This window comes from Sulfitobacter noctilucae, from assembly GCF_000622365.1.
Lineage (GTDB): Bacteria > Pseudomonadota > Alphaproteobacteria > Rhodobacterales > Rhodobacteraceae > Sulfitobacter > Sulfitobacter noctilucae.
This window is the reverse complement of the sequence record NZ_JASC01000014.1, coordinates 1,743,895-1,766,666: the sequence shown is the minus strand read 5'-3', so window position 1 is coordinate 1,766,666 and position 22,772 is coordinate 1,743,895. Positions and strand designations below refer to the sequence as shown.

The window sequence follows — 22,772 nt, the reverse complement described above, 5'->3', positions numbered from 1 at the left end:
TCATTTCAGACGCACCCCTTCGCGTGACAGCCGCTCGCGCAGCACGTCGATTTCGATGGTCAGGTCGCTGCGGTCATCCAACAGGGATTTCTGCGTGCGGGCGGTGAAATTCTGCTCAAGATCGTCAAGCAGGGCAAAGTAATCATCCCGCGCGGCGCGGTCCTGGGTACGGCTATAGATGTCGGCGAATTTTACCGTCGCATCGCGCGCACCCTGCAAGTAGATGCCAAGATACTTCCGGGCAGCGGTCAGATCACGCGGGTCTTCTTCGACAGTGCGGATCAGCGTGCGAGCGCTGTCCTGAAAGTCTTCAAGCTTGGCTGTGGACTGCCGGTCCCCGGCGCGGCGGATCGCATCGGACATGGCGGCGAGATGTTTCTCGGCCTCGTCGACCACACGGGCAACGCGGTCTTGCTGAAAGGTATCGATCCCTTCCATGCCTTTGGATTTCAGCGGGTCGATGCCGAAGGCCACGAGATGCAAAGCACCAGAGCAAACACCATAGAGGATCGGGGCGAGAAGGGCGGTGGTGTCCTCAAAATGCGCGGCAACCGCCAGTGACGTCCCGATGCCAAAGCCAAAAGCGGCCAGAATTTTGCGTGGAAGCGCCGGCCGCCGGGCAATCTTGCGCTCGGCGAACGCGGCTTCGGCTTGCAATCCTTCGGTCAACAGCCAAGCGGACAGGGTCCAGATCGCAGTCCCCGCCAAGCCCAGCGTCATCGCCACGGCACCATCAGAAATTGTGGTGGCCAAGAGCACGACGGCGGGAATGAACATCACATTGCTGCGGCCTCCTGCGGGCGACACCTCGACCCGCCGTTTGCGGGACTTGCCCTGAGCCGACTGGCCCGCATCATCCGGGCTAAACTTGCCGCCGAATCGCTGCGCCATGCGTCAAAGTCCCCCTAGCCAGCCGGCCGCCGTGCCGAAAAGCACGATGATCAGCGCGATATAAGCCGTTTTCTGGATGCCGCTTGGTGCCATCTGGGTTCCCTCACCACTGCCGGTCATAGTGCGTAAGCCGTCTTGCGCTGATTGCGCCATCGACCTGACCACCGAATAGATCACCGCCACCATAACCAGCATGATGACGATCGCGATCACAATCAGGAACAATCGGGCCATTTTACCTCTTTCGCGCCTAGCATAGGCGGTCCGGGACGGTTTCACCAGATAGCGACGTCGTTTTGCGCGGGTATTGAGCGTCCTGGGCTGGTGGGCGAAGCCGGCCGCGATCTAGCGGCGGGGTTTGGTGGGTTTGCGCGGCGGGCGGCGCACAGCCTTGGGCTTTTTCGCGGCTGTGCCGCTGTCGTCTTCGAGTACCAGACCCAGCTGATCGCGCACGATCTTGCGGCGCAGCTCTTCGATCTCGCCTTGCTTCAACTCGCCCAGTTGGAACGGGCCATAGCTGATGCGGATCAATCGGTTAACGCTCATGTTCACCGCTTCCATTGCGCGTCGGATCTCGCGGTTCTTGCCTTCGCGCAGACCAACGGTCAGCCAGGCGTTCGCGCCTTGCTGGCGATCAATTGCTACAGTCATCGGTTGAAATTGTTCACCGTCCACGGTGATGCCCCGGCGCAACGGCTCCAGTGCTTCATCGGACGGACGTCCGTTCACCCGTACCCGGTAGCGCCGCAGCCAGCCAGTGCTGGGCAGTTCCAGCTTGCGCTTTATACCACCGTCGTTGGTCAGCAGCAGCAGTCCTTCGGAGTTCAGGTCAAGCCGCCCCACGGTCATCACGCGCGGCAGGTCTTCGGGGAAGGAATCGTAGATTGTCTCGCGGCCTTTTTCATCCCGCGTGGTCGTCACGAGGCCAGCGGGCTTGTGATAAAGCCACATTCTGGGCGGCTCAGGCTCGGATACAGGCTTTCCATCCACAGTGATTTTGTCATTTTCCGACACATTCAGCGCGGGCGAGGTGATCTGGGCGCCGTTCACGCTGACGCGACCTGCTTCAATCATGCGCTCTGCTTCGCGTCGGCTGGCGACACCGGCACGGGCGAGGACTTTGGCAATGCGGTCGCCCTTAGGCGTATCGGGGCTTGGGTTCTGTGTCATACTCCCGCCTTAGCGGCTTTGGCAGTCTTGCGAAAGGGTGGCTTTTGCGGTCCTGTGCCAGGATGGTTTTTCGCAGTTTCATGGATCAGGCGTTGCAAGAGGCAGTGGCAGCCGGTGCGCGGGGCGAAGTGCCCGTGGGCGCGGTGGTCGTCGATCCTTCAGGGGAGATCGTCGCGCAGGCGGGCAACCGCACACGGGAATTACACGATCCCACCGCGCATGCCGAAGTGCTGGCCATTCGCGCAGCTTGTACTACCGTCGGATCGGAGCGGTTGGTGGGTTATGATCTTTACGTCACGCTTGAGCCCTGTGCGATGTGCGCGGCAGCCATCGCCGCGGCCCGGATCGGCAGGCTGTACTACGGTGCGGCGGATCCTAAATCAGGTGGCGTGGCGCAAGGTGCGCGGGTGTTCGCCCAGGCCCAGTGCCACCACGCGCCCGAAGTTTTTGACGGTATCGGTGCCGCAGCATCGGAAAAGCTGCTCAAGAACTTCTTTTCAAGCAAACGCGTCTAGCCGGGCAGCATTTCCTTCGCGACTTCTTCCAAGGAACTGGCTTCCGGTGGCTCCACACGGGCAATAGCCGGAGTGGCGCGCACCCATTCGTCGTTTTGCGCAAGGCTAACCATGAAGTCGGCAAGATCTGCATGGCGCGTGCGGATCATATTTTCGGGAATGACATCGGCCTGCACAGTATAGTCGTTGCTGGCTTCGGCCTCCATCAGCCAGCCAGGCCGTACGGCTGTCCATGCCAGCCATGGGCGCTGTACGAGGTTTCTCTCCATCTCGGCCATCTGTTCAAAGACGCGGTGCAGGGCAACCATGGCGGGAAGCTTGAACCAAATCGGGCCGCGGTTCTTTTCTTCGACGAAGCTTGCGGAAATGACGACCAAACGGGTAATGCCTTCGGCTTTCATCGCATCGCAAATTGCTTCTGTCCCTTTGGTATAAAGCGGTGGCGGGTCCAGCAGTGTTTGCGGGTCATTGCCGACACCAAGACAAGACACCACCGCATCGGCCCCCCTGACCTGAGCGCGCAGGTCATCCTCCAGAACATCGGCAGTGACATAAGTAATGCCCTCGTCTGCGCTGGGGTTTTCCGGTGCAGTGTGATCCACTGCGCGGACCAGGAAACCCTTGGACCTCGCAGCCTTGATCGCAGCTTGTCCGGTGGCCCCACCACCGCCAAAAATAACGAGGGTCGGGGTGGGTTTAGCGGTGTCTGACATGAGGATCTCCTGTGAATGGTTACACCCTAACTGGTCAGCACTCGCGGAGTTCCGCCTCTATAGCCGCCTGCGACACTATAGCCTGATCGGGACCAGAACTTCCGGCTCAATGACCTGCACATCGGGCAGTCCTTCCGCGAGGACTTCTGCGGATTGCTCCAACAGCGGAAAAGTGCGGTAGTGGCAGGGGATCACCGTCTTGAAATCGAAGTAGCGTTTTGCGGCATAGGCTGCTTCGGCCATGCCCATCGTAAAGTGTCCGCCCGCCGAAAGGATGCCCACGTCAGGTTTGTAGTAATCCCCGATCCAGTCCATGTCGGCCATGATGCCGGTATCCCCGGAAATATAGATCGTATGCCCTTCACCCCGAAGGATGAAACCTGTCTCAGACCCCATGCTGACCGGTAGATCACTCACTTCTGTGGTCGACGAATGGGATGCAGGCACCATGCTGGCCGTGACCGTATCGCCCAATGAAATCGTGCCGCCCAGGTTAAAGGCCATCCCCTCGACCGCGCCCTGTTTGATCAGGTGGTTGGCCAGTTCATACATGCCGGATACCGGTGCCCCGGTGGTTTTGGAAATCTCGACCACGTCCGCAATGTGATCAAAATGGGCATGGGTGGCAAGGATGTGGGTCGCGCCTTGGGTCGCCTCTGAGTGTTTTTCTTCGCCCAGCATCGGGTTGCCGGACAGCCAAGGGTCTACCAGCACAACCTGATCTTCGATTTCGATGCGGAATGAGCCATGGCCGAGCCAGAGAATGTTCATCTTGGGGTCTCCTGTTGTGGTTGAGCTTAGATTAGCGGGTTTGGGGGACGATGGGCACCTCATTCTGCGGAGCATTGCGCAAAATCTGTCCGTTGATCTTTGGTATTTTTAAAAGGGTGAAGGGATGGGGGTCAGCACCCTTGCGAGGGAGGGCGCGGGGCGGTAAACGGCGAGGAAACAGATATGATCGTGAAGGGGGCGCTTGCATGTCCATCGACGAAAACACCGCCGCGCGGGTGGCAAAGCTGGCCCGTATCAAGGTTGAGCCCGAGGCGCTGCCGGCGCTGGCGCAAGAGTTCAACGGCATTCTGGGCTTTATCGAGCAGTTGAGTGAAGTAGATGTCGACGGCGTGGAGCCGATGACGTCTGTCACGCCGCAGCGGTTGAAGCGGCGCGCGGATGTGGTGACGGACGGCGATCAGCAGGACAAAGTGCTGGCGAATGCGCCAGACGCACGCGAAGGCTTTTTTGCGGTGCCAAAGGTAGTTGAATAATGACGGATCTGAATAAACTGGGCTTGGCGGATGCCCGCGATGCACTGCGCAAGGGCGAGACAACATCCAAGGCGCTGACAGAGGCATGTTTGACAGCCATCGAAGGTGCCGGGGCATTGAACGCCTTTGTGCATCACACGCCTGAGATTGCGTTGAAGCAGGCAGAAGCCGCTGACACCCGGATCAAGGCGGGGAATGCGCCGGCGATGTGCGGCCTGCCCATCGGGATCAAAGACCTTTTTTGCACCAAGGGTGTGCCGTCGCAGGCCGGATCGCGTATCCTCGAAGGGTTCTTGCCCGAGTACGAAAGCACGGTAAGCCAGAACCTGTTCGATGCCGGCGCGGTCATGTTGGGCAAGCTCAACATGGATGAATTTGCTATGGGATCGTCGAACGAGACGTCCGTCTATGGCAATGCAGTCAATCCTTGGCGGCGCAGCGATGACGCGACCGCCCTGACGCCCGGCGGCTCTTCCGGCGGCTCTGCCGCTGCGGTTGCTGCAGACCTGTGTCTGGCAGCCACGGGGACGGACACCGGTGGATCGATCCGCCAGCCTGCGGCTTTCACGGGCACCGTTGGCATCAAGCCAACCTATGGGCGCTGTTCGCGCTGGGGCGTCGTCGCCTTTGCGTCCTCGCTTGATCAAGCCGGACCGATGACCAAATCGGTACGCGATGCGGCCATCATGCTGGAGGCGATGTGCAGCTATGATGAGAAAGACAGCACCTCTGCCGACCTGGCCGTTCCGAATTTCGAAGCGGCACTGACCGGCGATGTGCGCGGCAAGAAGATCGGTATTCCCAAGGAATACCGGATGGAAGGCACACCGCAGGAGATCGAAGCGCTTTGGCAGGACGGCATCGCGATGATGAAGGACGCCGGTGCCGAGATCGTCGACATCTCGCTGCCACATACCAAATACGCGCTGCCTGCCTACTATGTGATCGCCCCCGCCGAAGCCTCGTCCAATCTCGCGCGCTACGACGGGGTGCGCTTTGGACATCGCGCCAAGCTGGAGCAGGGTGACGGCATCACAGAGTTGTACGAAAAAACCCGCGCCGAAGGCTTTGGGCCAGAGGTTCAGCGCCGTGTGATGGTCGGGACCTATGTGCTTTCGGCCGGCTTCTATGACGCCTATTACAACCGGGCGCGCAAAGTGCGGACGTTGATCAAAAAGGATTTCGAAGATGTCTTTGCCCAAGGCATCGATAGTATCCTGACACCTGCAACCCCTTCGGCAGCCTTTGGCCTGGGCGAAATGGCGGATGCCGACCCGGTACAGATGTATCTGAACGATGTCTTTACCGTAACTGTTAACCTCGCGGGCCTGCCGGGCATTGCCGTGCCTGCTGGGACGGATCATCAAGGTCTGCCGCTTGGTCTGCAATTGATCGGTCGGCCATGGGAAGAGGCCGATTTGCTCTCCTCCGCCTATGCGCTGGAACAGCGGGCCGGATTTGTAGCCAAGCCGGACAAATGGTGGTAAGAAATTGCCAACAAGCAGTCGGAAAGACAAAGCAGGACACATGATCAAACGCACCTTTTTCGTTCTCGCCGCTGGCGTGACACTGGCTGCCTGTCAGCCCTCGATACCTGATTCCGCCCGTGGTGTCGGGTTTGGCGATGATTTTGTCGAGCAGCAGCGTGCACGCGATGCCGCTCTTGCTGGTGTACCCGCGCCGTCGTCTGTGGCATCGGCACCACTCGGTGCAACGTCGCCAGCGCCCGGCTCGGCAGAAGCCACCGCGGCCGAGACCGCGCGCGTTCTGGCCGCCACCCGTGCGGGTAGCGCGGGCAATTCAGGCGCTGCGCCGCTTAACGCGAGCCCGCTCAACGCGCCGCCGCCGGTGGTGAACTCGGCCGGCATCTCGAACGAGAACAACTTTGATGCGGTCTCTGGCCAGCGTAGCATTGATGCGGATGCCGCCCGTCTGGCATCCAATCGCTCGCAATATCAGGTGATCCAGCCCGAAGCGCTGCCGGACCGGACCGAGAGCGGGCCGAATATTGTGGCCTATGCGCTGCAAACCCAGCACGCGCGGGGCACCCAGCGGTACCGTCGCACAGGCTTTAACAAACAGGCCAAATTTGAGCGGTCTTGCGCTGAATTTGCCAGCGCCGATCAGGCGCAGATTGATTTCCTCAGCCGCGGTGGCCCGGAACGTGACCGAAAAGGCATGGACCCCGATGGCGATGGCTATGCCTGCGCCTGGGATCCGACCCCATTCCGGCGGGCTGCCCAGCAGGGCTGAGCGGTGCCACCGCTTCGTATTTACGACCATCCTTCCCCCAATTGCGGCCCGCGCCGGGGCGGGCTGACGCCCACCCTGATCGTTCTGCATTATACCGCGATGCATAGCGTTGAGGCGGCGATCGAGAGGCTGTGCGATCCCGAAGCCGAGGTGTCGGCCCATTATGTGATATGCCGTAGTGGTAAAGTCACCCGGCTGGTGCCTGAGGCCGACCGCGCTTGGCATGCGGGGCAGGGCACTTGGGCCGGTCAGGACGATATCAATTCACGCTCCCTCGGCGTGGAACTGGACAACACCGGCACCCACCCTTTTCCGCACCCGCAGATGCAGGCTTTGGAGACTCTGCTCGAACAGTTGATGAAGCGGTGGGACATTGCTCCGGCGGGCGTCATCGGCCACTCTGATATGGCTCCGGGCCGCAAGACCGATCCTGGGCCGCATTTTGACTGGGCGAGGCTGGCAAGCAAGGGTCTCGCCGCACCGCTCAGCGGCAGCCCGCCGCACCAGACCAGCTGCGACAGCTTCCGCACGGTCGCCCAACAGGCAGGCTACCCCGCCGATGTGCCCTTCGACAGCCTGCTGCACAGCACGCGCCTGCGCACAGCCCCGTGGCGTAGAGGCCCTTTGCACCCGGATGACTATACTCTGCCCCGTCCTTAGGCGCGCGCCATTCTCCTCGCTTTGGCCTTATATACCGTAGTGCGCCTTCTGCCCCATTGACGACGCGTGCAATGACACGCTAGGCCGACACACGCGCGGAAGGCTGGATGGTCGCGGTACGGGCAACTGTACCGAGGAAAGTCCGGACTCCGAAAAGAGACGGTGCCGGGTAACGCCCGGGCGGGGCAACCCGACGGAAAGCGCCACAGAAATGAAACCACCCCGGGCAACCGGGGAAAGGGTGAAACGGTGGGGTAAGAGCCCACCGCGGGGCTGGCAACAGTCCCGGCACGGCAAGCCCCACCGGGAGCAATGCCAAATAGGGACCGCGTGTTGCCAGCCTTCGGGATGGGGACAGGGCTGCTTTTGCCCCAGCAGGTCCGGGTTGGCAGCTATAGCTGCCGCGGCAACGCGGCAGTCAGAGGAATGATCATCCAGAGGCTTACGCCTTGGACAAAATCCGGCTTACAGGCCTTCCGCGCGTATTCCACCCCGGTTTCTTTCAAAGAAAACGGTCCCGGAAATTTTGAAAATTTCCGCCACCCGCACGATAGGGCAGTCCCGATCCGGTCCTGCAGCTTTTGCTGTTGACTCGCACCCCTAACCAAGTAAAAGCCAACACCTAGAATTCACGCATCCCGCCAAGGGCGGTCGTGCAGCAGGAGATACTATCATGGCGAAGCCAACCACGATCAAGATCCGTCTGAACTCGTCCGCGGGCACAGGCCATTTCTACGTTACCAAGAAAAACGCACGCACGATGACCGAGAAGATGGTCATCCGGAAGTACGACCCCGTAGCGCGCAAGCACGTTGAGTACAAAGAAGGCAAAATCAAGTAAAATCAGCCTGATTTGGTGTTTGAAGGCCGCGCAATATGCGCGGCTTTTTTCGTTTGGGGGAGTCTCATCAAGCGGGTCATAAACGTTGGCTGAAGGGATCGGTCGCGCAACCAGTAGGGAGCTGAATAGGGGCCACCTGGGGACGCCGCAATTCGTTCACCTCACCCGGCTGTCAGAAGTGGCAGCCTATCTCGCTCAACTGCCCTTTGAGGGTTCGCAATTAAAAGCCCGCCGCAGCGAGGGCTGGGCGGGCTCTTTGTTGAGATTTTTGTCAGTAGTTACTCGCGCTGACCAAACAGCTGAAGCAGCATCATGAACATGTTGATGAAGTTCAGGTAGAGGCTGAGCGCACCCATGATGGCCGCTTTGCCAAGCCACTCGGTGTCACCATGATGGGCGTGGGCGATGTACTCGGTCTTGATACGCTGCGTATCATAGGCGGTCAGACCGGCAAAGATCAGAACACCAATGGCAGAGATCGCGAACATCAGCGCGGAAGAGGCGAGGAAGATGTTCACAATGGATGCCACGATCAAGCCGATAACGCCCATGATCAGGAAAGTGCCCCAGCCCGAGATGTCCTTCTTTGTGGTGTAGCCCCACAGGGACAGGCCCGCAAAAGCGATGGATGTGATCAGGAAGATCTGCGCAATGGAATAGCCGGTGAAGACCAGGAAGATCGAGCTGATCGAAATGCCCATCACAGCAGCAAAGACGTAGAATACTGTTTGAGCGGTGGCGGCGGACATCTTATTGATGGCGGCACCGAAGCCAAACACAAAGATCAGCGGCGCGAACATCACCACCCATTTCAGCGGCGACGCATAAAGCGCATAACCGATATCTGTCAGATAGCGATCAGTGCCGATCTGTCCGGCAGCACCGGCAGGGTCGGTTGTAACTGCTAGGCCAGAAATGGCCCAGGCCGCAGCAAATGTGATCAGCATTCCTACGGACATCGTGCCGTAGACTTTGTTCATATGCGCGCGCAGACCCGCATCAATATCGGCGGCGCGGGCTCCGGCTGCACTCCGGATTGTATTCACGTCAGCCATTCAAGACCTCCAATTGGCAAAAGGGTTCCGATCCACGCATGGACGCGCGAACTTGCAGTGAATATCGGTACTGATGGCGCGTAATTCAAGCAGTAACCTGCGGCGGAGTGCAGCAAAAAGGCCGATTATTGCAGCCAATGTGCAGGAACATCCCAGACTGGGCGTCCGGCCTCCTGTTCGGCTTGGCTATCGGTGACCCCGATATCGTCCCGCAAATGCGCGTCCAGTTGCGCCAGCTGACGACGGCTGCGCCAATTGGCGTGCATCGATAGAAGCAAAACGGACAAGGAAGGACGGGACTGTCCAATGTGGCGGTGGGTGATCTTCAAAGCGGAGGACATGGTGTACCTTTCAATTTTTGTGATGCAAAATTGTTTCGCATCTTGATGCTTGATATATGTCATCCCGTGATGCATGATGAAAATGAATGTTTGATCTGCCTAGCATCACTAAGGTTGATATATGCGAAATCTCGACATCACAACGCTCCGGTCCTTCGTGGCAGTCGCCGATTCAGGCGGCGTTACCCGCGCCGCAGGATTTCTGCATCTGACCCAATCCGCAGTCTCCATGCAGTTGAAGCGTTTGGAAGAAATGCTGGGTCTGCCCTTGCTGGACCGCAGCGGGCGCAGCATCGCATTGACCGCTTCGGGCGAGCAATTGTTGGTACAGGCGCGCCGCATGGTGGCGTTGAACGATGAGGTGATTACCCGGTTGACCGATCACGCGTACGAGGGCGAGATCACTTTAGGGGTGCCGCATGATGTCGTTTATCCCGTCATCCCGCAGGTACTGAAACAGTTTCATGCGGCCTTTCCACGGGTAAAGGTCCGGCTTGAGGCGTGCTATACACGCGAACTCAAAGAGCAATTTACGAAAGGCGATTGTGAGATCATTCTGACAACAGAGATTGGCGTGGATCAGGATGGTGAGCGGCTGTGCACAAAACCGCTGGTTTGGGTCGGTGCACCGGGAGGGGCCGCATGGCGGCAACGTCCTCTGCCTCTGGCATTCTGCCGCCATTGCCTGTTTCGCGGTTCGGTGATCGATGCGTTGGACGGGAAGGGCATCGGATTTGATATGACGGTTGATACAGAAAGCGACCGTACGATCGAGGCGACAGTCAGCGCCGACCTGGCCATCCATGCAATGATCGAGGGCACCCAACCGCCTTATCTTGAGGTGATCGACCACGGCGGAGATCTGCCTGGCTTGCCAAGCCAGCAGATTAATCTCTACGGCGGGGGCGCAGGGACAGGCGAGGTGCGCGAGACTCTGGTCAATCTGCTACGCCATGCGTTTTGTGACACACCTGTTGCGCGCTTGCGGGCGGGTTAAGACATGGGTATCTGACTCGAGTTTCCCCGGTGTGAATGAGGATCGGCAGAAACCTGCCGACAGATGGCGACATGACTTTGGCGACAGCATCCGCAGAGACTCAAGCAGATGCTACCGACCCGTCGCAACACCACCTATGCGGGTGCAAGTCATTGCGAAACAACGATCGGATGCGCCGCTTGAACGGCCCTAACGCTACGTCCTGCGCCAGCTTGCAGATGCTACCGCGTTGTCCGGATCGACTTGGGCGATCTTGGCGCTGTGCCAATTTTGCGGGCGAAACGACCGGCAAAAGCCTAGTTTCATAGAAGTTATTTGCGTAACGGCCATCGCGCTGTAGGGTAAAGCGGTCACTGACTTCCTGCGCTTGCGCCGTGTTGCTGCGTCGCTATAACGCTCTGAAAGCCAGTCAAGCTTAAGGATGAACACAATGGCACATACGGTCGACGTCCATGTCGGGCAGAAAATCCGCCAACGGCGGTGGCTGACTGGGATGACCCAGCAACGGCTTGCGGAGCTTGTTGGTATCAAGTTCCAGCAGATCCAGAAATACGAAACCGGCGCAAACCGCGTCAGCGCGTCCCGCTTGTGGGACATCGCAGAAGCATTGGGTGTGAATGTCGCGTTTTTCTTTGAAGGCATCAAGAACGTCGAGCAAACCGAGCCTGCCGAGAATGTCCCAACGGATTTGATGGGTGACAAAGAGGCGATGGAACTCATTCGCTCTTACTACTCCATTCCTGAAGACCAGCGCCGGCGCCTGTTTGAACTGGCGCGTGTGCTGAGCAATGTCGCCTGACGATAGGTATCTCGGTTTAGCGTTCAGGATGCGCGATTAGATGGATCACCCCCGGTTTGACGACGATGTGCGCCGTGTCGCGCATATGATGGCGGATGCGGCACGGGCTGCCATCCTACCGTATTTTCGCGGCGATGATCTGGGAACAGAGAACAAGCGGCCTGCGGACTTTGATCCCGTGACGATTGCGGACCGTGCCGCCGAACGCGTGATGCGCGATATACTGGCAGCAGAGCGACCAGATGATGCGATATTGGGCGAGGAATACGGCTCGGCGGCAGGCACTTCGGGGCTGACCTGGGTCTTGGACCCGATTGATGGCACGCGTGGATTTGTGAGCGGTACGCCCACCTGGGGTGTGCTTATTGCACTGTCCGACGACACAGGGCCGTTCTACGGCATCATTGACCAGCCCTATATTGGTGAGCGTTTTGAGGGTGCGCCGGATGGTGCCCGCATGGAAGGGCCTTTGGGTTCGCGTGATTTGCACACGAAAAGGACAAAGAACTTGTCCGATGCGATCCTCTTTACGACCTTTCCCGAAGTGGGCGAACAGGTGGACGCCGAGGGATTTCGTGCCGTTTCCGCGCAGGCCAAGCTGACACGCTACGGAATGGACTGTTATGCCTATGCGCTTCTGGCGGCGGGGCAGGTGGATCTGGTAATCGAAGCAGGCCTCCAAGCCTATGACATCCAGGCCCCGATTGCGGTGGTTGAGGCCGCAGGCGGTATTGTCACTGACTGGCGCGGTGGGCCGGTGCATGCGGGCGGACGGGCATTGGCGGCGGCGAATGAGCGGATTCATGCAGAGGCGCTGGCTATTCTCAAGGGGTACTGACGCATTCGAGCATTGTTGACCTCGATTGTAGGTTGGCGGTAGAGTACAACCGCAAGGTTCTTCCCCGTTTTCCACCTGCGCCACGAATTTACATGAGATGGGTCCTATCTTGCTGTAAGGTGGCTTTCATGGCCGAAATACTGATCCGCAACGCCGATGTGATCGTCACAATGGACGACCATCGCCGCGAGTTGTCTCATGCCGACATACGGCTATTGAACGGGGTGATCACGGAAATCGGGCAGGGGCTGCATACCGATGGCGAGGTGATCAACGCGGCGGGCTGTGTGGTGACGCCCGGTTTGGTGAATACCCATCATCACCTTTATCAAAGCCTGACCCGCGCCGTGCCCGGAGGGCAAGACGCGCTGCTGTTCGGGTGGCTCAAGACACTCTATCCGATCTGGGCGCAAATGACGCCGGAGCATTTCCATGTCTCGGCGCAGGTGGGATTGGCCGAACTGGCGCTGTCGGGGTGTACGTTGAGCACGGATCATTTGTACCTTTATCCCAACGGAGCCCGGCTCGAGGATACAATTCACGCGGCGGCGGAACTGGGAATGCGGTTTCATCCCACCCGCGGCTCGATGAGCATCGGGGAGAGTGCAGGCGGGTTGCCTCCCGACGATCTGGTCGAGAATGAGGCTGCGATTTTGTCGGATTGCATTCGTGTGGTCGACGGCTTTCACGATGCCTCTGAAGGGTCGATGTGTCGCGTTGGCCTGGCACCCTGTTCACCGTTTTCGGTCAGCACCGATCTGATGCGGGAAACGGCACTGCTGGCGCGGGACAAGGGCGTCATGCTGCACACCCATCTGGCCGAAAACGACGAGGACATCGCCTATAGTCTGGAAACCTTTGGCTGTCGTCCCGGCGAATATGCCGAACAGCTGGGCTGGGTCGGGCGCGATGTCTGGCACGCCCATTGTGTTAAGCTGGACGCTGCTGAGATTGCGCTTTTTGTCGAGACGGGCACCGGCGTGGCGCATTGCCCCTGTTCCAACTGTCGCCTTGGATCCGGGATTGCGCCTGTACGGGCGATGCGGGATGCAGGCGTCACGCTGGGTTTGGGCGTAGATGGATCAGCCAGCAATGACGCGGGCAACCTGATGGCCGAGGCGCGGATGGCCATGTTGCTGCAGCGGGTGTCACAAGGTGCCGATGCAATGAGCGCGCGAGAGGCTCTGGAGATCGCTACGAGGGGCGGGGCGGATATGCTGGGTCGATCCGATTGCGGCCGTCTGGCAGTGGGCGCGCGCGCGGATGTGGCAATTTGGGATGTGACCGGGATTGCGTCTGCGGGGTCCTGGGATCCTGCGGCGCTGCTATTGGCCGGGCCTTTGACCGCGCGGGATGTGTTTGTCGAGGGTCGCCAGATTGTGCGCGACGGGCATGTGACAACGCTTGATCTGGGCACCGTGATCGCCCGGCAGAATGTCCTGGCACGGGGGCTGGCGTGATCCGACGGTGCCGCATGCGCGGCATGACATTCTTGGTTCATTTCGCAGCGTGAGCCCGTTTGATCGAAGGCGTATTGGTGCCTGGGACGGTGTCGGGTATTCTTAAAAGGCTGAAACCAAGAGGCTGGGTTTTTCGTTTGAACCGGCGATCCAGGTATCGGCGATGGCGCGGTCGTCACCCATCATGATAGTGGCAAAAAGGCTGTCCCAGTGGTGCGTTGCATTTGCGTGGCGTTGTGCGATGGCGGAGGTCGAGCAAAGATTAAGCACGGTGAGGTCTGCCTCGTAGCCTTCTGATATTGTGCCTATTTTATCATCAAGGTGCAGACTGCGGGCGGAGCCGGCGGTGGCCCACCAGAGAAGTTGCGCTGCGTGCAGCGGTGTGCCGCGCAACTGGCCGATCTCGTAAGCGGCTGCCATGGTGCGCAGCATGGAAAAGGATGATCCGCCGCCGGTGTCAGTGGCGAGCCCGATGGGCATTTGCTGGTCGCTGAGCCCCGCCATGTCGAACAGCCCCGATCCGATGAAGGTGTTTGAGGTGGGGCAATGGACCAAGGCCGCACCGGTTTCCTTTAAACGGTCGATCTCGCGCGGTTCAAGGTGGATGGCGTGACCGAAAAGGGCGCGGTCGCCAAGAAGACCATGTCCCTCATAGGTGTCGAGGTAGTCGCGAGCCTGAGGGTGTAAGTCGCTGACCCATGCAATTTCGTCGGTCTGTTCGCTCAGGTGGGTTTGCATCAGGCAGTCGGGATGCTCGGCCCAAAGCGCACCGAGTGCGGCCAGTTGATCAGGTGTTGAAGTGGGCGTGAACCGCGGGGTGATCGCGTAGCTTGCGCGGCCCTTTTTATGCCAGCGCTCGATAAGGGCCTTGCTGTCGTCATAGGCCGATTGTGCTGTGTCGCGCAGACCTTCGGGCGCATTGCGGTCCATACAGGTTTTGCCCGCGACAATGCGTTGATTTCGGGTGGCTGCGGCTTCGAAGAGGGCATCGGCGCTGTGCGGGTGGATGGTGCAATAGGACGCGACAGTGGTGGTGCCCTGGGCGCGTGTCAGATCGAGATAGCGGCTGGCGATCTCGCGCGCGTAGTCTGGATCGGCAAGGCGCATTTCTTCGGGAAAGGTATAGTCGTTCAGCCAGTCAATCAGCCGTTTGCCCCAAGAGGCGATGATCGCGGTTTGAGGATAATGTACATGGGCATCGACAAAGCCCGGGCAAATCAGGTGATTTTCGTCATAGGCGACATGGCGGGCTGTGGGATGGGTCTGGCGCAGGGCATCCGCCTGTCCGACGACTGCGATCTTGCCATCTTGCAAAAGCACTGCACCGCTGGTGTCGATCTGCACCACCTCGGACCAGGGTTGGTCAAACGGATTGCCGGAAAAACGCAGGACGGGGCCGGTCAGGAGGGTCAAAATGCTCATGCAATTGTCATATGTCGCGAAGCGCCGGGGAACAACGGTCAAGCGGCATTGTTTCTGACAGAGGGCTTGCCTATGGTCTGGCAAAACCGGGGAGGCAGGCGATGTTGGATCAGGAAGAGCAAATGCACGAAGCCTCTCCCGAAGAGGAAGCGCAGGCCTATAAGCTGGAGCCGAAAGTTGTCGCTTCGGTACTGTATGCGGTTGAAATTGACGACCGCGCGCGGCTGATCGAGCTGATGGAGCCGCTGCATGCGGCTGACATTGCGGATTTGCTGGAACAGATCAACAGTTTCGAGCGCAGCAAGCTGATCCGTCTTTACGACATGGAATTCGATGGCGAGATTCTTTCGGAACTGGACGAGTCCATCCGCGAGGAAGTGATCGCGATCCTGACACCGCAGGTGTTGAGCCAGGCTGTCCGCGAATTGGACAGCGACGACGTTGTCGATCTGATCGAAGATCTGGAAGACGCGCAGCAGAACGTCATTCTGGATGTGTTGGAAGAGGTGGACCGGGCGGCTGTTGAGCAGGCACTGACGTTCCCGGAGTATTCCGCCGGGCGCTTGATGCAGCGCGAAGTGGTGATGGCACCCGAGCATTGGAGCGTGGGGCAGGCGATTGATCACCTGCGCAACACGCCTGAAGAGGACCTGCCGGATCAATTCTATCACATCGTGATGGTTGATCCGCGCCTGCATCCTGTTGGGAATGTGACACTGGGTAAGCTGATGCGGTCCAAGCGGGCCACTCTGTTGAAGGATATCCTGGAAGAGACATTCCGCATTATTCCCGCGATGCAGGACGAAGGCGATGTCGCCTATGCGTTCAACCAGTATCACCTGATTTCTGCGCCGGTGGTTGATGATGAGGGTCGTTTGATCGGGATCATCACCATCGACGACGCCATGGCGGTGCTGGACGAAGAACATGAAGAAGATATCTTGCGCCTTGCGGGTGTAGGTGAAAGCTCTTTGTCGGACCGGGTGATCGAGACGACCAAGCAGCGTTTGCCGTGGTTGGCGGTGAACCTTGTGACCGCGATTGCCGCGTCAATGGTGATTTCACAGTTTGAGGTGGCGATCGCGCAGATTGTGGCACTGGCCGTTTTAATGCCCATCGTGGCGTCCATGGGGGGCAATGCAGGCACCCAAAGTCTGACTGTCGCCGTGCGGGCTATTGCGACCAAAGATTTGACCGGGTCGAACGTCTGGCGCGTGATCCGGCGTGAATGTCTGGTGGGCTTGATCAACGGGATGATCTTTGCGGTGGTCATGGGGGTTGTCGGTATCATCTGGTTCGGCTCGCCTGCGCTGGGCTATGTCATCGCGGTGGCGATGGTGATCAATATGGTTGTGGCGGGGCTGGCGGGTACAGGCATCCCGATCCTGCTGGAGCGGGTCGGCGTCGATCCGGCACTGGCCTCGGGCGCTTTCGTGACGACGGTGACAGATGTCGTCGGGTTCTTTGCCTTTCTGGGGCTGGCAGCAGCGGTGCTGCTATGAGCGATATTGCATCGGCCAAGGCGGTGATGCGCAGGGCGGCTTTTGCGCGGCGCAAGCCGCTGTTCGAGAGAGCAACGGGCGCGCAGGCGGGCTATCTGAGCGAAGTTTTGGCCGGTTATCGCGGCGTGCCCTTGTCTGGCTTTATGCCAATCCGCACAGAGATTGATCCGACCCCGGCGATGGCCGAGGCGGCGGCGCACGGGCCTGTGGGTGTGCCCGTCATTCAAAGCGCAAATGCGCCATTGCTGTTCGCCCATTGGACGCCTGAGACGGTGATGGAGCCGGGGATTTTTGGCGCATTGGTGCCCAAGGATCCGACTTACTTCGAACCCGAAATTCTGATTGTGCCCTTGCTGGTATTCAACCGACAGGGCGGGCGGCTGGGCTATGGTGGCGGGTTCTATGACCGCACGCTCGAGAAGTTGCGCAGCAAGCGCGCCACCTTGGCCATCGGTTTCGCCTTTGCAGGGCAGGAAGAAGAGAATTTGCCGCTGGAGCCGACCGATCAACCGCTGGACATGATCGTGACCGAAACCGGAGTGATCGAGGTCGCCTGACCCTGCTCAGGTGAGCAGGATCAGACAGTTCGGTTAATGGTGGGCGTGGCCTCCGCCCGTCAGCGCAAGGCCCGGCGCCGGGCCGTCCACATCATGGGGGTCCTGGCCTTCAGCAGGAATGTTAACCCAGTCTTCGCTTCCATCTGCGCAGGTCTGGACCGTTGGGAAGTAGATGGTTTTTCCGGCCTCCAGTGTTTTTGCCAATGTGCCGCGGAACACGAACTCGTCGTAATGCGAGTCTTCCAGGTTGCCTGTCCATATGATCTCTCGCACACCTTCGGTCAGCGTCATGCCGTAGTAATCCTGCGGCTCATCGTAGGCCCCGATGGTTGTCTCGAGCGTCCAGCCCGCTTTGGGCATCGGTTTGACCGAAATCACGCCTTCGGGAATGCGGATCGAGAGTTTTTGCGTGGCTTGACCGTCGCAGCCATGGCCGACCCGCATGACACCTTTGTAGGTGCTGCCAACGGCGGCTTCCTGCGTTTCGAGGGTTGCATGGGCGAGGCCGGCAGAGGTTGTCGAAAGGGTGAGGATGAGCCCGCACGCTATTGATTTAAGATACATTTCTGTTCCTGTCATAAAGTGTCATACGCCACACCCATTGTTGCGCCAGAAGGCGATCGGGCGGGCGTTTTAAAGTTGGATTATGAGGGTCAGAGGTTGGGCGGTGCCCGTGCCGGAGGACGAAGACGGGCTGGATGCTCCACGCCTGAAGGGCGCGCATGAAGGGCCGTCGTTGTATCGAACTGCCGTGCCACAGCGACCCAAGTAGGGCTGCGGGATGGTGGTGCAAGGTCCGCATGCGCCAGCAGACATGGTGCCCGTTCAACAGAAGTGTCCTCAACGGGATTTCCGTTTGCATCCACCCGCAAGGTCATGATTCCGTCGGGCGTACAGATCGTCAGGATCTGACCATAATCCGGCAAGACCACCGCAAGGGCCGCTGTCGCCTTGGGCAGGACAATGCTGAAACAAATCAGCAGGATCAGGAAAGGGCGCAGCGTGGAATACATGGCCCATCTATGCCGCGACCCGCGATGTGATGCAATCGGTCCCCGCCGGTTTTGATCGCGCAGCAAACGCGTGACGCTTGGGATCGGTTTCGCCGTTGCAGAGCTGGAGAAAGAGCATCTGCTGCTAAAGCCGCTGGACCTGGTCGCGACTGAGGCGGGATGATTGAACGCAAGGGGCGCGAATTTACTTGAACTTACCTTCGCGAGGTCAAAAGATTGCCTTGCTAGGGGGGCAATGACGGTCAAAACCTATATGCAGCCCGAGGAACGTCTCATGCAACGTACGACCATCGCACTCATGTCCGGCATCGCCGGTGTCTTGTTGTTAATCACGGCTGTAGTGATCTATTTCGTGACGACCCCAAGTACCACGATGCCCTCGGAACGAGCCCAGAAAGACGAGTGGTTGTACCAACAGGCGGAAAGATACGCGCCAAAAATTGACCGTGCCGTCGCCAAATCAGCAGTTGGCAATGGGCCCCTCAGTTTTGCGGGGATTGAGACGCATCCGGATGATGACCGGGTCGATATTATCTACACTGGACCAACCAAAGAGTTTTCTGCTTATGCCAACGGCCTGCATGGGCGGCCTTGGGACGTGATGCGCATGGCGAATTTTGAAATCCGCAAGAAGCTTTGCAAGAATTTCCAGTCGACGCCCATGAAAGCCAATAATGTCTTGTTGGTGGTAGGGTTCAGGATTGGGGATGATCCGATCCATGCTGTGCCGTTCAACGACGATATGTGTATGCTGTATATTTGATCTGGCACGTGGACCCACCGATGCGCTGATCGACCGCGCATTTGCATCTTGCTCCCTTTGGCTAAGCGGCATAACGCTGGCCTTATGAAAATACTCTTTCTTGGCGATGTGATGGGCCGTGCCGGACGGCGGGCCATTTCGGAAAACCTGCCGCGTCTGCGGGACGCGTGGAAGCTCGATTTTGTCGTGGTGAACGGCGAAAATGCCACCTCTGGTATGGGGCTGTCTGCGGGGCATGCCAAGTTGCTGCTGGAGGCCGGTGCCGATTGTCTGACGCTGGGCGATCATGCCTTTGATCAAAAGGATATGCTTAGTTTCATCGAGCAAGAACCGCGTATCATCCGGCCGCTGAATTTCTCCAAGAACGCGCCGGGCAAGGGCGCGCGGCTGTTCACGTCAAAGAACGGGCGCAAGGTTCTGGTCACGCAGGCGCTGGGCCAGGTGTTTATGAAACGACCCTTCGACGATCCGTTTTCCGCTCTGGATCAGGTGCTCAAGACACATCCGCTGGGCGGGATGGCATCGGCGATCATCGTGGATATCCATTGCGAGGCGACATCGGAGAAGATGGCGACCGGGCATTGGTGTGACGGGCGCGCGAGCCTTGTTGTGGGCACGCATACCCATGTCCCTACGGCGGACGCGATGATCCTGCCGGGCGGTACTGCGTATCTCAGCGATGCAGGCATGTGTGGCGACTATCACTCTGTCATCGGCATGGAAAAGACCGAACCCATGCGCCGTTTCATTACCGGCATGCCCAAAGAACGGTTCACCCCCGCCAACAACGAAGCGACCCTGTCGGGCGTCTACATTGAAACCGACGACAAAACCGGTCGTGCCACTCGGATCGTGCCGGTGCGGGACGGTGGCGCGTTGCAAGCCAGCGCACCATGACCCGCCGCGACATCGCGTTCTTCAGCCTTGTCCTGATGCTGATGGGCGCAGGTTGGGGAGCGAGCCAGCCGATGACAAAGGTGGCGGTTAGCACCGGCTATCAGCCGTTTGGACTGCTGTTCTGGCAATCTGTGATCGGGGCCGCAGTGATGGGCGTTATCTGCCTTCTGCGCCGCCTGCCATTGCCCTTGGGGCCACGGGTACTTCGCCTCTATGTCATTCTGGCCATGATCGGCGCAGTCGTGCCCAATACCATTTCTTATCAGGTCGCAGTGCATCTGCCGGCGGGCATCATGTCGCTTCTGCTGAGTGTGATCCCGATGTTTGCCTTTGTCATCGCATTGGCGCTGGGCACGGACCAGTTCCAGTGGCGCCGCTTGACGGGGCTGTGTTTCGGACTGGTAGGGGTTCTGATCATCATCGTGCCATCGGTTGATCTGGGGCAAAGCATTCCTGTCTTCTGGGCCGCGCTATATCTTGTGACGGCAGCGTTTTATGCGTTTGAGGGCAATTATATTGCCAAATGGGGGACCGAAGGGCTGGGGCCGTTTCAGGTCATGTTGGGGGCGTCGCTCGCCGGGCTGATCATTTCGACCCCGCTGATGTTGTTGAGTGGCCAGTATATCGCTCCGGAATTTCCGATGCCGTTGCCACAACTTGCTGTGATCGCGACCAATGTGATCCATATTTTTGTCTATGCCACCTACGTTTGGCTGGCAGGACGGGCGGGCGCTGTGTTTGCCGTGCAGGTCAGCTATATGGTCACTGGTTTCGGGCTGATCTGGGCCTGGTTTTTGCTGGGCGAGGCCTATGCCTCGACGCTGTGGCTGGCCCTCGCTGCAATCTTTGTCGGCATGTATCTGGTCCAGCCCCGACCAGCCCTTGCTGCGGATGCCGGGATGGGCGAAACTTGATCCGAAACATGCGGCTGCGCTGAGGCACCTAATGGACATTCTTTCCCTATCTGGCACCGCACAGGCGGTACTGGCACTGAGCGTGGTCGTGATCATGTTCATCCTGTTCGTGCGCGAATACTTCCCGACAGAGGTGGTCGCACTGGCAGGGGCAGCCGTGTTGCTGGCCACTGGTGTGCTGCCCTATGCGGATGCGCAGATGGTGCTGTCCAACTCTGCCCCCTGGACGATTGCCGCGATGTTCATCGTGATGGGCGCATTGGTACGGACCGGGGCGCTCGATGTGCTGACGCGGCTTGCCGAACGCTATGCCCGCACACACCCCAAATCAGCCGTTGTGGGGGTGATCATCTCGGTCATGGGGGCGAGTGCCATCATGAACAACACGCCGGTGGTGGTGGTGATGATTCCGGTCGTGGTGCAGCTAAGCAAGACGTTGGGCACGAAGGCCTCCAAGCTGCTGATCCCGCTGTCTTATGCGGCGATCATGGGCGGGTCGCTGACGCTGATCGGGACATCGACAAACCTGTTGGTCGACGGTGTGGCGCGCAGCCAGGGGATGGAACCTTTCGGCATCTTCGAGATCTTGCCGATTGGTTTGGTGGTCTGCGCCTGGGGACTGACGTATATGGCGCTTTTCGGGCGCAAGCTGCTGCCGGACCGGGACAGTATGGCGATGATGCTGTCGGACCGGTCCAAAATGAAGTTCTTTACCGAAGCCGTGATCCCGCCAGAGAGTAACCTGATTGGCCGTGAAGTACTGGATGTGCAGTTGTTCAAACGCGATGGCGTGCGGCTCATTGACGTGATCCGGGGCGACGACTCCTTGCGCCGAAATTTGGCCGGGGTCGAACTGCAAATCGGGGATCGCGTGGTGCTGCGCACGCAGATGACGGAATTGCTGAGCCTGCAGGCCAACAAGGAACTGAAGCGGGTCGACCAGCTTTCGGCGGTCGAGACGAGTACGGTGGAAGTGTTGATCACCCCGGGTTGCCGCATGGTGGGTCGGACGCTGGGCGCGATGCGTCTGCGCCGGCGCTACGGTGTCTATCCACTGGCGGTGCACCGGCGCAATCAGAACATCGGCCGGCAACTTGATGATTTGATTGTGAAAGTCGGTGACACGCTTTTGCTGGAAGGGGCGGCTGAGGACATCTCGAGACTGGCTTCCGACATGGATATGGTTGATGTCAGCCATCCCACCGCGCGGGCGTACCGTCGTGGCCATGCACCGATTGCCATCGCGGCGCTTGCAGGCATCGTGATCCTGGCCGCGCTGAACGTGGCACCGATCCTGTTGTTGGCGGTCATCGCTGTGGCCTTGGTCCTGGTGACAGGCTGTATCGACGCGGAAGAGGCATTTTCTTTTGTCGACGGACGATTGCTGGCGCTGATTTTCTCGATGCTGGCCGTCGGGGCGGGCCTGCAGAACTCGGGCGCGATTGCGCTGATCGTGGATGCCATTTCGCCAACGCTCAGCACTTTGCCGGTCGGGTTGGTCATTTTCTGCGTGTTTCTCTTGACCACGATCCTGACCGAGATTGTATCGAACAATGCGGTTGCGGTAATCATGACGCCGATTGCGATCTCGCTTGCGACGGCGCTGGGCATTGACGCGCGGCCGCTGGTGGTGGCGGTGATGATCGCGGCATCTTGTGCCTTTGCCACGCCGATTGGCTATCAAACCAATACGCTGGTCTATGGTCCGGGGGGGTACAAGTTCACCGACTTCATGCGTGTGGGTATTCCGCTGAACCTTTCAATGTCGGTACTGGCGAGCTTGGTCATCCCGGTGATCTGGTAGGTAAATGCCCTGCAGTCGAGACCAATGCCGGAGGAGACGTCGGGCCATTCGGGGCTCTGCCCCGGACCCCGCGGGATATAAGGCCAAAAAGAGAAAGCGGCA

At 59.2% G+C, this 22,772-nt stretch carries 26 protein-coding genes and 1 other RNA gene; 17 read left to right on the top strand and 10 right to left on the bottom strand.

Annotated elements, in window-relative coordinates; translation table 11 throughout:
• The 3 genes from Z945_RS0118730 to Z945_RS0118720 all read right to left on the bottom strand — a co-directional run bounded on the left by Z945_RS0118730 (nucleotide 1) and on the right by Z945_RS0118720 (nucleotide 2,061).
• Complete coding sequence (locus tag Z945_RS0118730) at nucleotides 1–891, bottom strand: 5-bromo-4-chloroindolyl phosphate hydrolysis family protein (protein WP_025053624.1); 891 nt, start codon at nucleotides 889–891, stop codon at nucleotides 1–3.
• A 3-nt stretch (nucleotides 892–894) separates the two neighbouring features.
• Nucleotides 895–1,125, bottom strand: a complete 231-nt coding sequence (locus tag Z945_RS19885; protein ID WP_037971163.1) for a hypothetical protein — start codon at nucleotides 1,123–1,125, stop codon at nucleotides 895–897.
• A 111-nt stretch (nucleotides 1,126–1,236) separates the two neighbouring features.
• The gene (locus Z945_RS0118720) at nucleotides 1,237–2,061 is read right to left on the bottom strand and encodes a pseudouridine synthase (protein WP_025053623.1); all 825 of its coding nucleotides are present in this window, start codon (nucleotides 2,059–2,061) and stop codon (nucleotides 1,237–1,239) included.
• Nucleotides 2,062–2,123: 62 nt separating this feature from the next.
• Here Z945_RS0118720 and Z945_RS0118715 point away from each other — a divergent pair, with 62 nt between their 5' ends.
• The gene (locus tag Z945_RS0118715; protein ID WP_025053622.1) at nucleotides 2,124–2,576 is read left to right on the top strand and encodes a nucleoside deaminase; all 453 of its coding nucleotides are present in this window, start codon (nucleotides 2,124–2,126) and stop codon (nucleotides 2,574–2,576) included.
• On the opposite strand, the gene Z945_RS0118710 is transcribed toward Z945_RS0118715, so the two are convergent.
• Together Z945_RS0118710 and Z945_RS0118705 are read right to left on the bottom strand one after the other, a co-directional pair.
• Nucleotides 2,573–3,289: an NAD(P)-dependent oxidoreductase gene (locus Z945_RS0118710; RefSeq protein ID WP_025053621.1), complete on the bottom strand. Its 717-nt coding sequence runs from the start codon at nucleotides 3,287–3,289 to the stop codon at nucleotides 2,573–2,575. The genes Z945_RS0118715 and Z945_RS0118710 overlap by 4 nt on opposite strands.
• 75 nt (nucleotides 3,290–3,364) lie before the next feature.
• Nucleotides 3,365–4,060, bottom strand: coding sequence for a metal-dependent hydrolase (locus tag Z945_RS0118705; RefSeq protein ID WP_025053620.1), 696 nt, complete (start codon nucleotides 4,058–4,060; stop codon nucleotides 3,365–3,367).
• Between the two features lie 206 nt (nucleotides 4,061–4,266).
• Between Z945_RS0118705 and gatC the strand changes: the two genes are divergently transcribed.
• The 6 genes from gatC (at nucleotide 4,267) to rpmG (ending at nucleotide 8,308) form a co-directional block, all read left to right on the top strand.
• Nucleotides 4,267–4,554: an Asp-tRNA(Asn)/Glu-tRNA(Gln) amidotransferase subunit GatC gene (gene gatC / locus Z945_RS0118700; RefSeq protein ID WP_025053619.1), complete on the top strand. Its 288-nt coding sequence runs from the start codon at nucleotides 4,267–4,269 to the stop codon at nucleotides 4,552–4,554.
• On the top strand, nucleotides 4,554–6,041 hold the full coding sequence (gene gatA / locus Z945_RS0118695; protein WP_025053618.1) for an Asp-tRNA(Asn)/Glu-tRNA(Gln) amidotransferase subunit GatA: 1,488 nt from the start codon (nucleotides 4,554–4,556) through the stop codon (nucleotides 6,039–6,041). The genes gatC and gatA overlap by 1 nt, the downstream gene beginning before the upstream one ends.
• A gap of 40 nt (nucleotides 6,042–6,081) precedes the next feature.
• A complete protein-coding gene (locus Z945_RS0118690) occupies nucleotides 6,082–6,807 on the top strand; it encodes an excalibur calcium-binding domain-containing protein (RefSeq protein WP_025053617.1) in 726 nt (241 codons plus the stop codon).
• Between the two features lie 3 nt (nucleotides 6,808–6,810).
• The gene (locus Z945_RS0118685; protein ID WP_025053616.1) at nucleotides 6,811–7,467 is read left to right on the top strand and encodes an N-acetylmuramoyl-L-alanine amidase; all 657 of its coding nucleotides are present in this window, start codon (nucleotides 6,811–6,813) and stop codon (nucleotides 7,465–7,467) included.
• Nucleotides 7,468–7,562: 95 nt separating this feature from the next.
• Nucleotides 7,563–7,951: RNase P RNA component class A (gene rnpB, locus Z945_RS20175), an RNA gene on the top strand.
• Between the two features lie 189 nt (nucleotides 7,952–8,140).
• Nucleotides 8,141–8,308 (top strand): 50S ribosomal protein L33, encoded by a 168-nt coding sequence (gene rpmG, locus Z945_RS0118680; protein WP_013961079.1) that lies wholly within the window; start codon nucleotides 8,141–8,143, stop codon nucleotides 8,306–8,308.
• Between the two features lie 278 nt (nucleotides 8,309–8,586).
• Here the strand turns inward: rpmG and Z945_RS0118675 are convergent, their stop codons facing one another.
• Nucleotides 8,587–9,363, bottom strand: coding sequence for a Bax inhibitor-1/YccA family protein (locus Z945_RS0118675; protein WP_025053615.1), 777 nt, complete (start codon nucleotides 9,361–9,363; stop codon nucleotides 8,587–8,589).
• Between the two features lie 125 nt (nucleotides 9,364–9,488).
• Nucleotides 9,489–9,704: a DUF1127 domain-containing protein gene (locus Z945_RS20405; protein ID WP_037971519.1), complete on the bottom strand. Its 216-nt coding sequence runs from the start codon at nucleotides 9,702–9,704 to the stop codon at nucleotides 9,489–9,491.
• A 121-nt stretch (nucleotides 9,705–9,825) separates the two neighbouring features.
• On the opposite strand from Z945_RS20405, the gene Z945_RS0118665 reads away from it, so the two are divergent.
• The 4 genes from Z945_RS0118665 to Z945_RS0118650 all read left to right on the top strand — a co-directional run bounded on the left by Z945_RS0118665 (nucleotide 9,826) and on the right by Z945_RS0118650 (nucleotide 13,798).
• Nucleotides 9,826–10,701 carry a LysR family transcriptional regulator gene (locus Z945_RS0118665; RefSeq protein ID WP_025053614.1) on the top strand — a complete coding sequence of 292 codons (876 nt, stop codon included), beginning with the start codon at nucleotides 9,826–9,828 and terminating at the stop codon, nucleotides 10,699–10,701.
• 430 nt (nucleotides 10,702–11,131) lie between these two features.
• Entirely contained in the window at nucleotides 11,132–11,500 is a 369-nt protein-coding gene (locus Z945_RS0118660; RefSeq protein ID WP_025053613.1) for a helix-turn-helix domain-containing protein, read from the top strand.
• Between the two features lie 40 nt (nucleotides 11,501–11,540).
• On the top strand, nucleotides 11,541–12,338 hold the full coding sequence (gene hisN, locus Z945_RS0118655) for a histidinol-phosphatase (RefSeq protein ID WP_025053612.1): 798 nt from the start codon (nucleotides 11,541–11,543) through the stop codon (nucleotides 12,336–12,338).
• 128 nt (nucleotides 12,339–12,466) lie between these two features.
• Entirely contained in the window at nucleotides 12,467–13,798 is a 1,332-nt protein-coding gene (locus tag Z945_RS0118650; RefSeq protein ID WP_025053611.1) for an 8-oxoguanine deaminase, read from the top strand.
• Between the two features lie 102 nt (nucleotides 13,799–13,900).
• Here the strand turns inward: Z945_RS0118650 and guaD are convergent, their stop codons facing one another.
• Nucleotides 13,901–15,220 (bottom strand): guanine deaminase, encoded by a 1,320-nt coding sequence (gene guaD, locus Z945_RS0118645; RefSeq protein WP_025053610.1) that lies wholly within the window; start codon nucleotides 15,218–15,220, stop codon nucleotides 13,901–13,903.
• A gap of 101 nt (nucleotides 15,221–15,321) precedes the next feature.
• On the opposite strand from guaD, the gene mgtE reads away from it, so the two are divergent.
• Together mgtE and Z945_RS0118635 are read left to right on the top strand one after the other, a co-directional pair.
• The gene (mgtE, locus tag Z945_RS0118640) at nucleotides 15,322–16,722 is read left to right on the top strand and encodes a magnesium transporter (protein WP_052862685.1); all 1,401 of its coding nucleotides are present in this window, start codon (nucleotides 15,322–15,324) and stop codon (nucleotides 16,720–16,722) included.
• Complete coding sequence (locus tag Z945_RS0118635; RefSeq protein ID WP_025053608.1) at nucleotides 16,719–17,279, top strand: 5-formyltetrahydrofolate cyclo-ligase; 561 nt, start codon at nucleotides 16,719–16,721, stop codon at nucleotides 17,277–17,279. The genes mgtE and Z945_RS0118635 overlap by 4 nt, the downstream gene beginning before the upstream one ends.
• Nucleotides 17,280–17,312: 33 nt before the next feature.
• Here Z945_RS0118635 and Z945_RS0118630 read toward each other — a convergent pair whose 3' ends face one another.
• Both Z945_RS0118630 and Z945_RS0118625 read right to left on the bottom strand, forming a co-directional pair.
• The gene (locus Z945_RS0118630; RefSeq protein ID WP_025053607.1) at nucleotides 17,313–17,843 is read right to left on the bottom strand and encodes a YcnI family copper-binding membrane protein; all 531 of its coding nucleotides are present in this window, start codon (nucleotides 17,841–17,843) and stop codon (nucleotides 17,313–17,315) included.
• An 89-nt stretch (nucleotides 17,844–17,932) separates the two neighbouring features.
• A complete protein-coding gene (locus Z945_RS0118625; RefSeq protein ID WP_025053606.1) occupies nucleotides 17,933–18,292 on the bottom strand; it encodes a hypothetical protein in 360 nt (119 codons plus the stop codon).
• Between the two features lie 235 nt (nucleotides 18,293–18,527).
• Between Z945_RS0118625 and Z945_RS0118615 the strand changes: the two genes are divergently transcribed.
• The 4 genes from Z945_RS0118615 to Z945_RS0118600 all read left to right on the top strand — a co-directional run bounded on the left by Z945_RS0118615 (nucleotide 18,528) and on the right by Z945_RS0118600 (nucleotide 22,670).
• A complete protein-coding gene (locus tag Z945_RS0118615; RefSeq protein WP_025053605.1) occupies nucleotides 18,528–19,055 on the top strand; it encodes a hypothetical protein in 528 nt (175 codons plus the stop codon).
• Between the two features lie 84 nt (nucleotides 19,056–19,139).
• Nucleotides 19,140–19,952, top strand: coding sequence for a TIGR00282 family metallophosphoesterase (locus tag Z945_RS0118610; protein WP_025053604.1), 813 nt, complete (start codon nucleotides 19,140–19,142; stop codon nucleotides 19,950–19,952).
• Complete coding sequence (locus Z945_RS0118605) at nucleotides 19,949–20,866, top strand: DMT family transporter (protein ID WP_025053603.1); 918 nt, start codon at nucleotides 19,949–19,951, stop codon at nucleotides 20,864–20,866. Before Z945_RS0118610 ends, Z945_RS0118605 begins: the two co-directional genes overlap by 4 nt.
• 31 nt (nucleotides 20,867–20,897) lie before the next feature.
• A complete protein-coding gene (locus Z945_RS0118600; protein WP_025053602.1) occupies nucleotides 20,898–22,670 on the top strand; it encodes an SLC13 family permease in 1,773 nt (590 codons plus the stop codon).
• The last annotated feature ends 102 nt before the right edge of the window (nucleotides 22,671–22,772 follow it).

Bases quoted from the DNA above. Each gene is read 5' to 3' on its own strand.
- Z945_RS0118730 (WP_025053624.1), bottom strand. From the start codon at position 891: ATGGCGCAGCGATTCGGCGGCAAGTTTAGCCCGGATGATGCGGGCCAG.
- Z945_RS19885 (WP_037971163.1), bottom strand. From the start codon at position 1,125: ATGGCCCGATTGTTCCTGATTGTGATCGCGATCGTCATCATGCTGGTT.
- Z945_RS0118720 (WP_025053623.1), bottom strand. From the start codon at position 2,061: ATGACACAGAACCCAAGCCCCGATACGCCTAAGGGCGACCGCATTGCC.
- Z945_RS0118715 (WP_025053622.1), top strand. From the start codon at position 2,124: ATGGTTTTTCGCAGTTTCATGGATCAGGCGTTGCAAGAGGCAGTGGCA.
- Z945_RS0118710 (WP_025053621.1), bottom strand. From the start codon at position 3,289: ATGTCAGACACCGCTAAACCCACCCCGACCCTCGTTATTTTTGGCGGT.
- Z945_RS0118705 (WP_025053620.1), bottom strand. From the start codon at position 4,060: ATGAACATTCTCTGGCTCGGCCATGGCTCATTCCGCATCGAAATCGAA.
- gatC (WP_025053619.1), top strand. From the start codon at position 4,267: ATGTCCATCGACGAAAACACCGCCGCGCGGGTGGCAAAGCTGGCCCGT.
- gatA (WP_025053618.1), top strand. From the start codon at position 4,554: ATGACGGATCTGAATAAACTGGGCTTGGCGGATGCCCGCGATGCACTG.
- Z945_RS0118690 (WP_025053617.1), top strand. From the start codon at position 6,082: ATGATCAAACGCACCTTTTTCGTTCTCGCCGCTGGCGTGACACTGGCT.
- rpmG (WP_013961079.1), top strand. From the start codon at position 8,141: ATGGCGAAGCCAACCACGATCAAGATCCGTCTGAACTCGTCCGCGGGC.
- Z945_RS0118675 (WP_025053615.1), bottom strand. From the start codon at position 9,363: ATGGCTGACGTGAATACAATCCGGAGTGCAGCCGGAGCCCGCGCCGCC.
- Z945_RS20405 (WP_037971519.1), bottom strand. From the start codon at position 9,704: ATGTCCTCCGCTTTGAAGATCACCCACCGCCACATTGGACAGTCCCGT.
- Z945_RS0118665 (WP_025053614.1), top strand. From the start codon at position 9,826: ATGCGAAATCTCGACATCACAACGCTCCGGTCCTTCGTGGCAGTCGCC.
- Z945_RS0118660 (WP_025053613.1), top strand. From the start codon at position 11,132: ATGGCACATACGGTCGACGTCCATGTCGGGCAGAAAATCCGCCAACGG.
- hisN (WP_025053612.1), top strand. From the start codon at position 11,541: ATGGATCACCCCCGGTTTGACGACGATGTGCGCCGTGTCGCGCATATG.
- Z945_RS0118650 (WP_025053611.1), top strand. From the start codon at position 12,467: ATGGCCGAAATACTGATCCGCAACGCCGATGTGATCGTCACAATGGAC.
- guaD (WP_025053610.1), bottom strand. From the start codon at position 15,220: ATGAGCATTTTGACCCTCCTGACCGGCCCCGTCCTGCGTTTTTCCGGC.
- mgtE (WP_052862685.1), top strand. From the start codon at position 15,322: ATGTTGGATCAGGAAGAGCAAATGCACGAAGCCTCTCCCGAAGAGGAA.
- Z945_RS0118635 (WP_025053608.1), top strand. From the start codon at position 16,719: ATGAGCGATATTGCATCGGCCAAGGCGGTGATGCGCAGGGCGGCTTTT.
- Z945_RS0118630 (WP_025053607.1), bottom strand. From the start codon at position 17,843: ATGTATCTTAAATCAATAGCGTGCGGGCTCATCCTCACCCTTTCGACA.
- Z945_RS0118625 (WP_025053606.1), bottom strand. From the start codon at position 18,292: ATGTATTCCACGCTGCGCCCTTTCCTGATCCTGCTGATTTGTTTCAGC.
- Z945_RS0118615 (WP_025053605.1), top strand. From the start codon at position 18,528: ATGACGGTCAAAACCTATATGCAGCCCGAGGAACGTCTCATGCAACGT.
- Z945_RS0118610 (WP_025053604.1), top strand. From the start codon at position 19,140: ATGAAAATACTCTTTCTTGGCGATGTGATGGGCCGTGCCGGACGGCGG.
- Z945_RS0118605 (WP_025053603.1), top strand. From the start codon at position 19,949: ATGACCCGCCGCGACATCGCGTTCTTCAGCCTTGTCCTGATGCTGATG.
- Z945_RS0118600 (WP_025053602.1), top strand. From the start codon at position 20,898: ATGGACATTCTTTCCCTATCTGGCACCGCACAGGCGGTACTGGCACTG.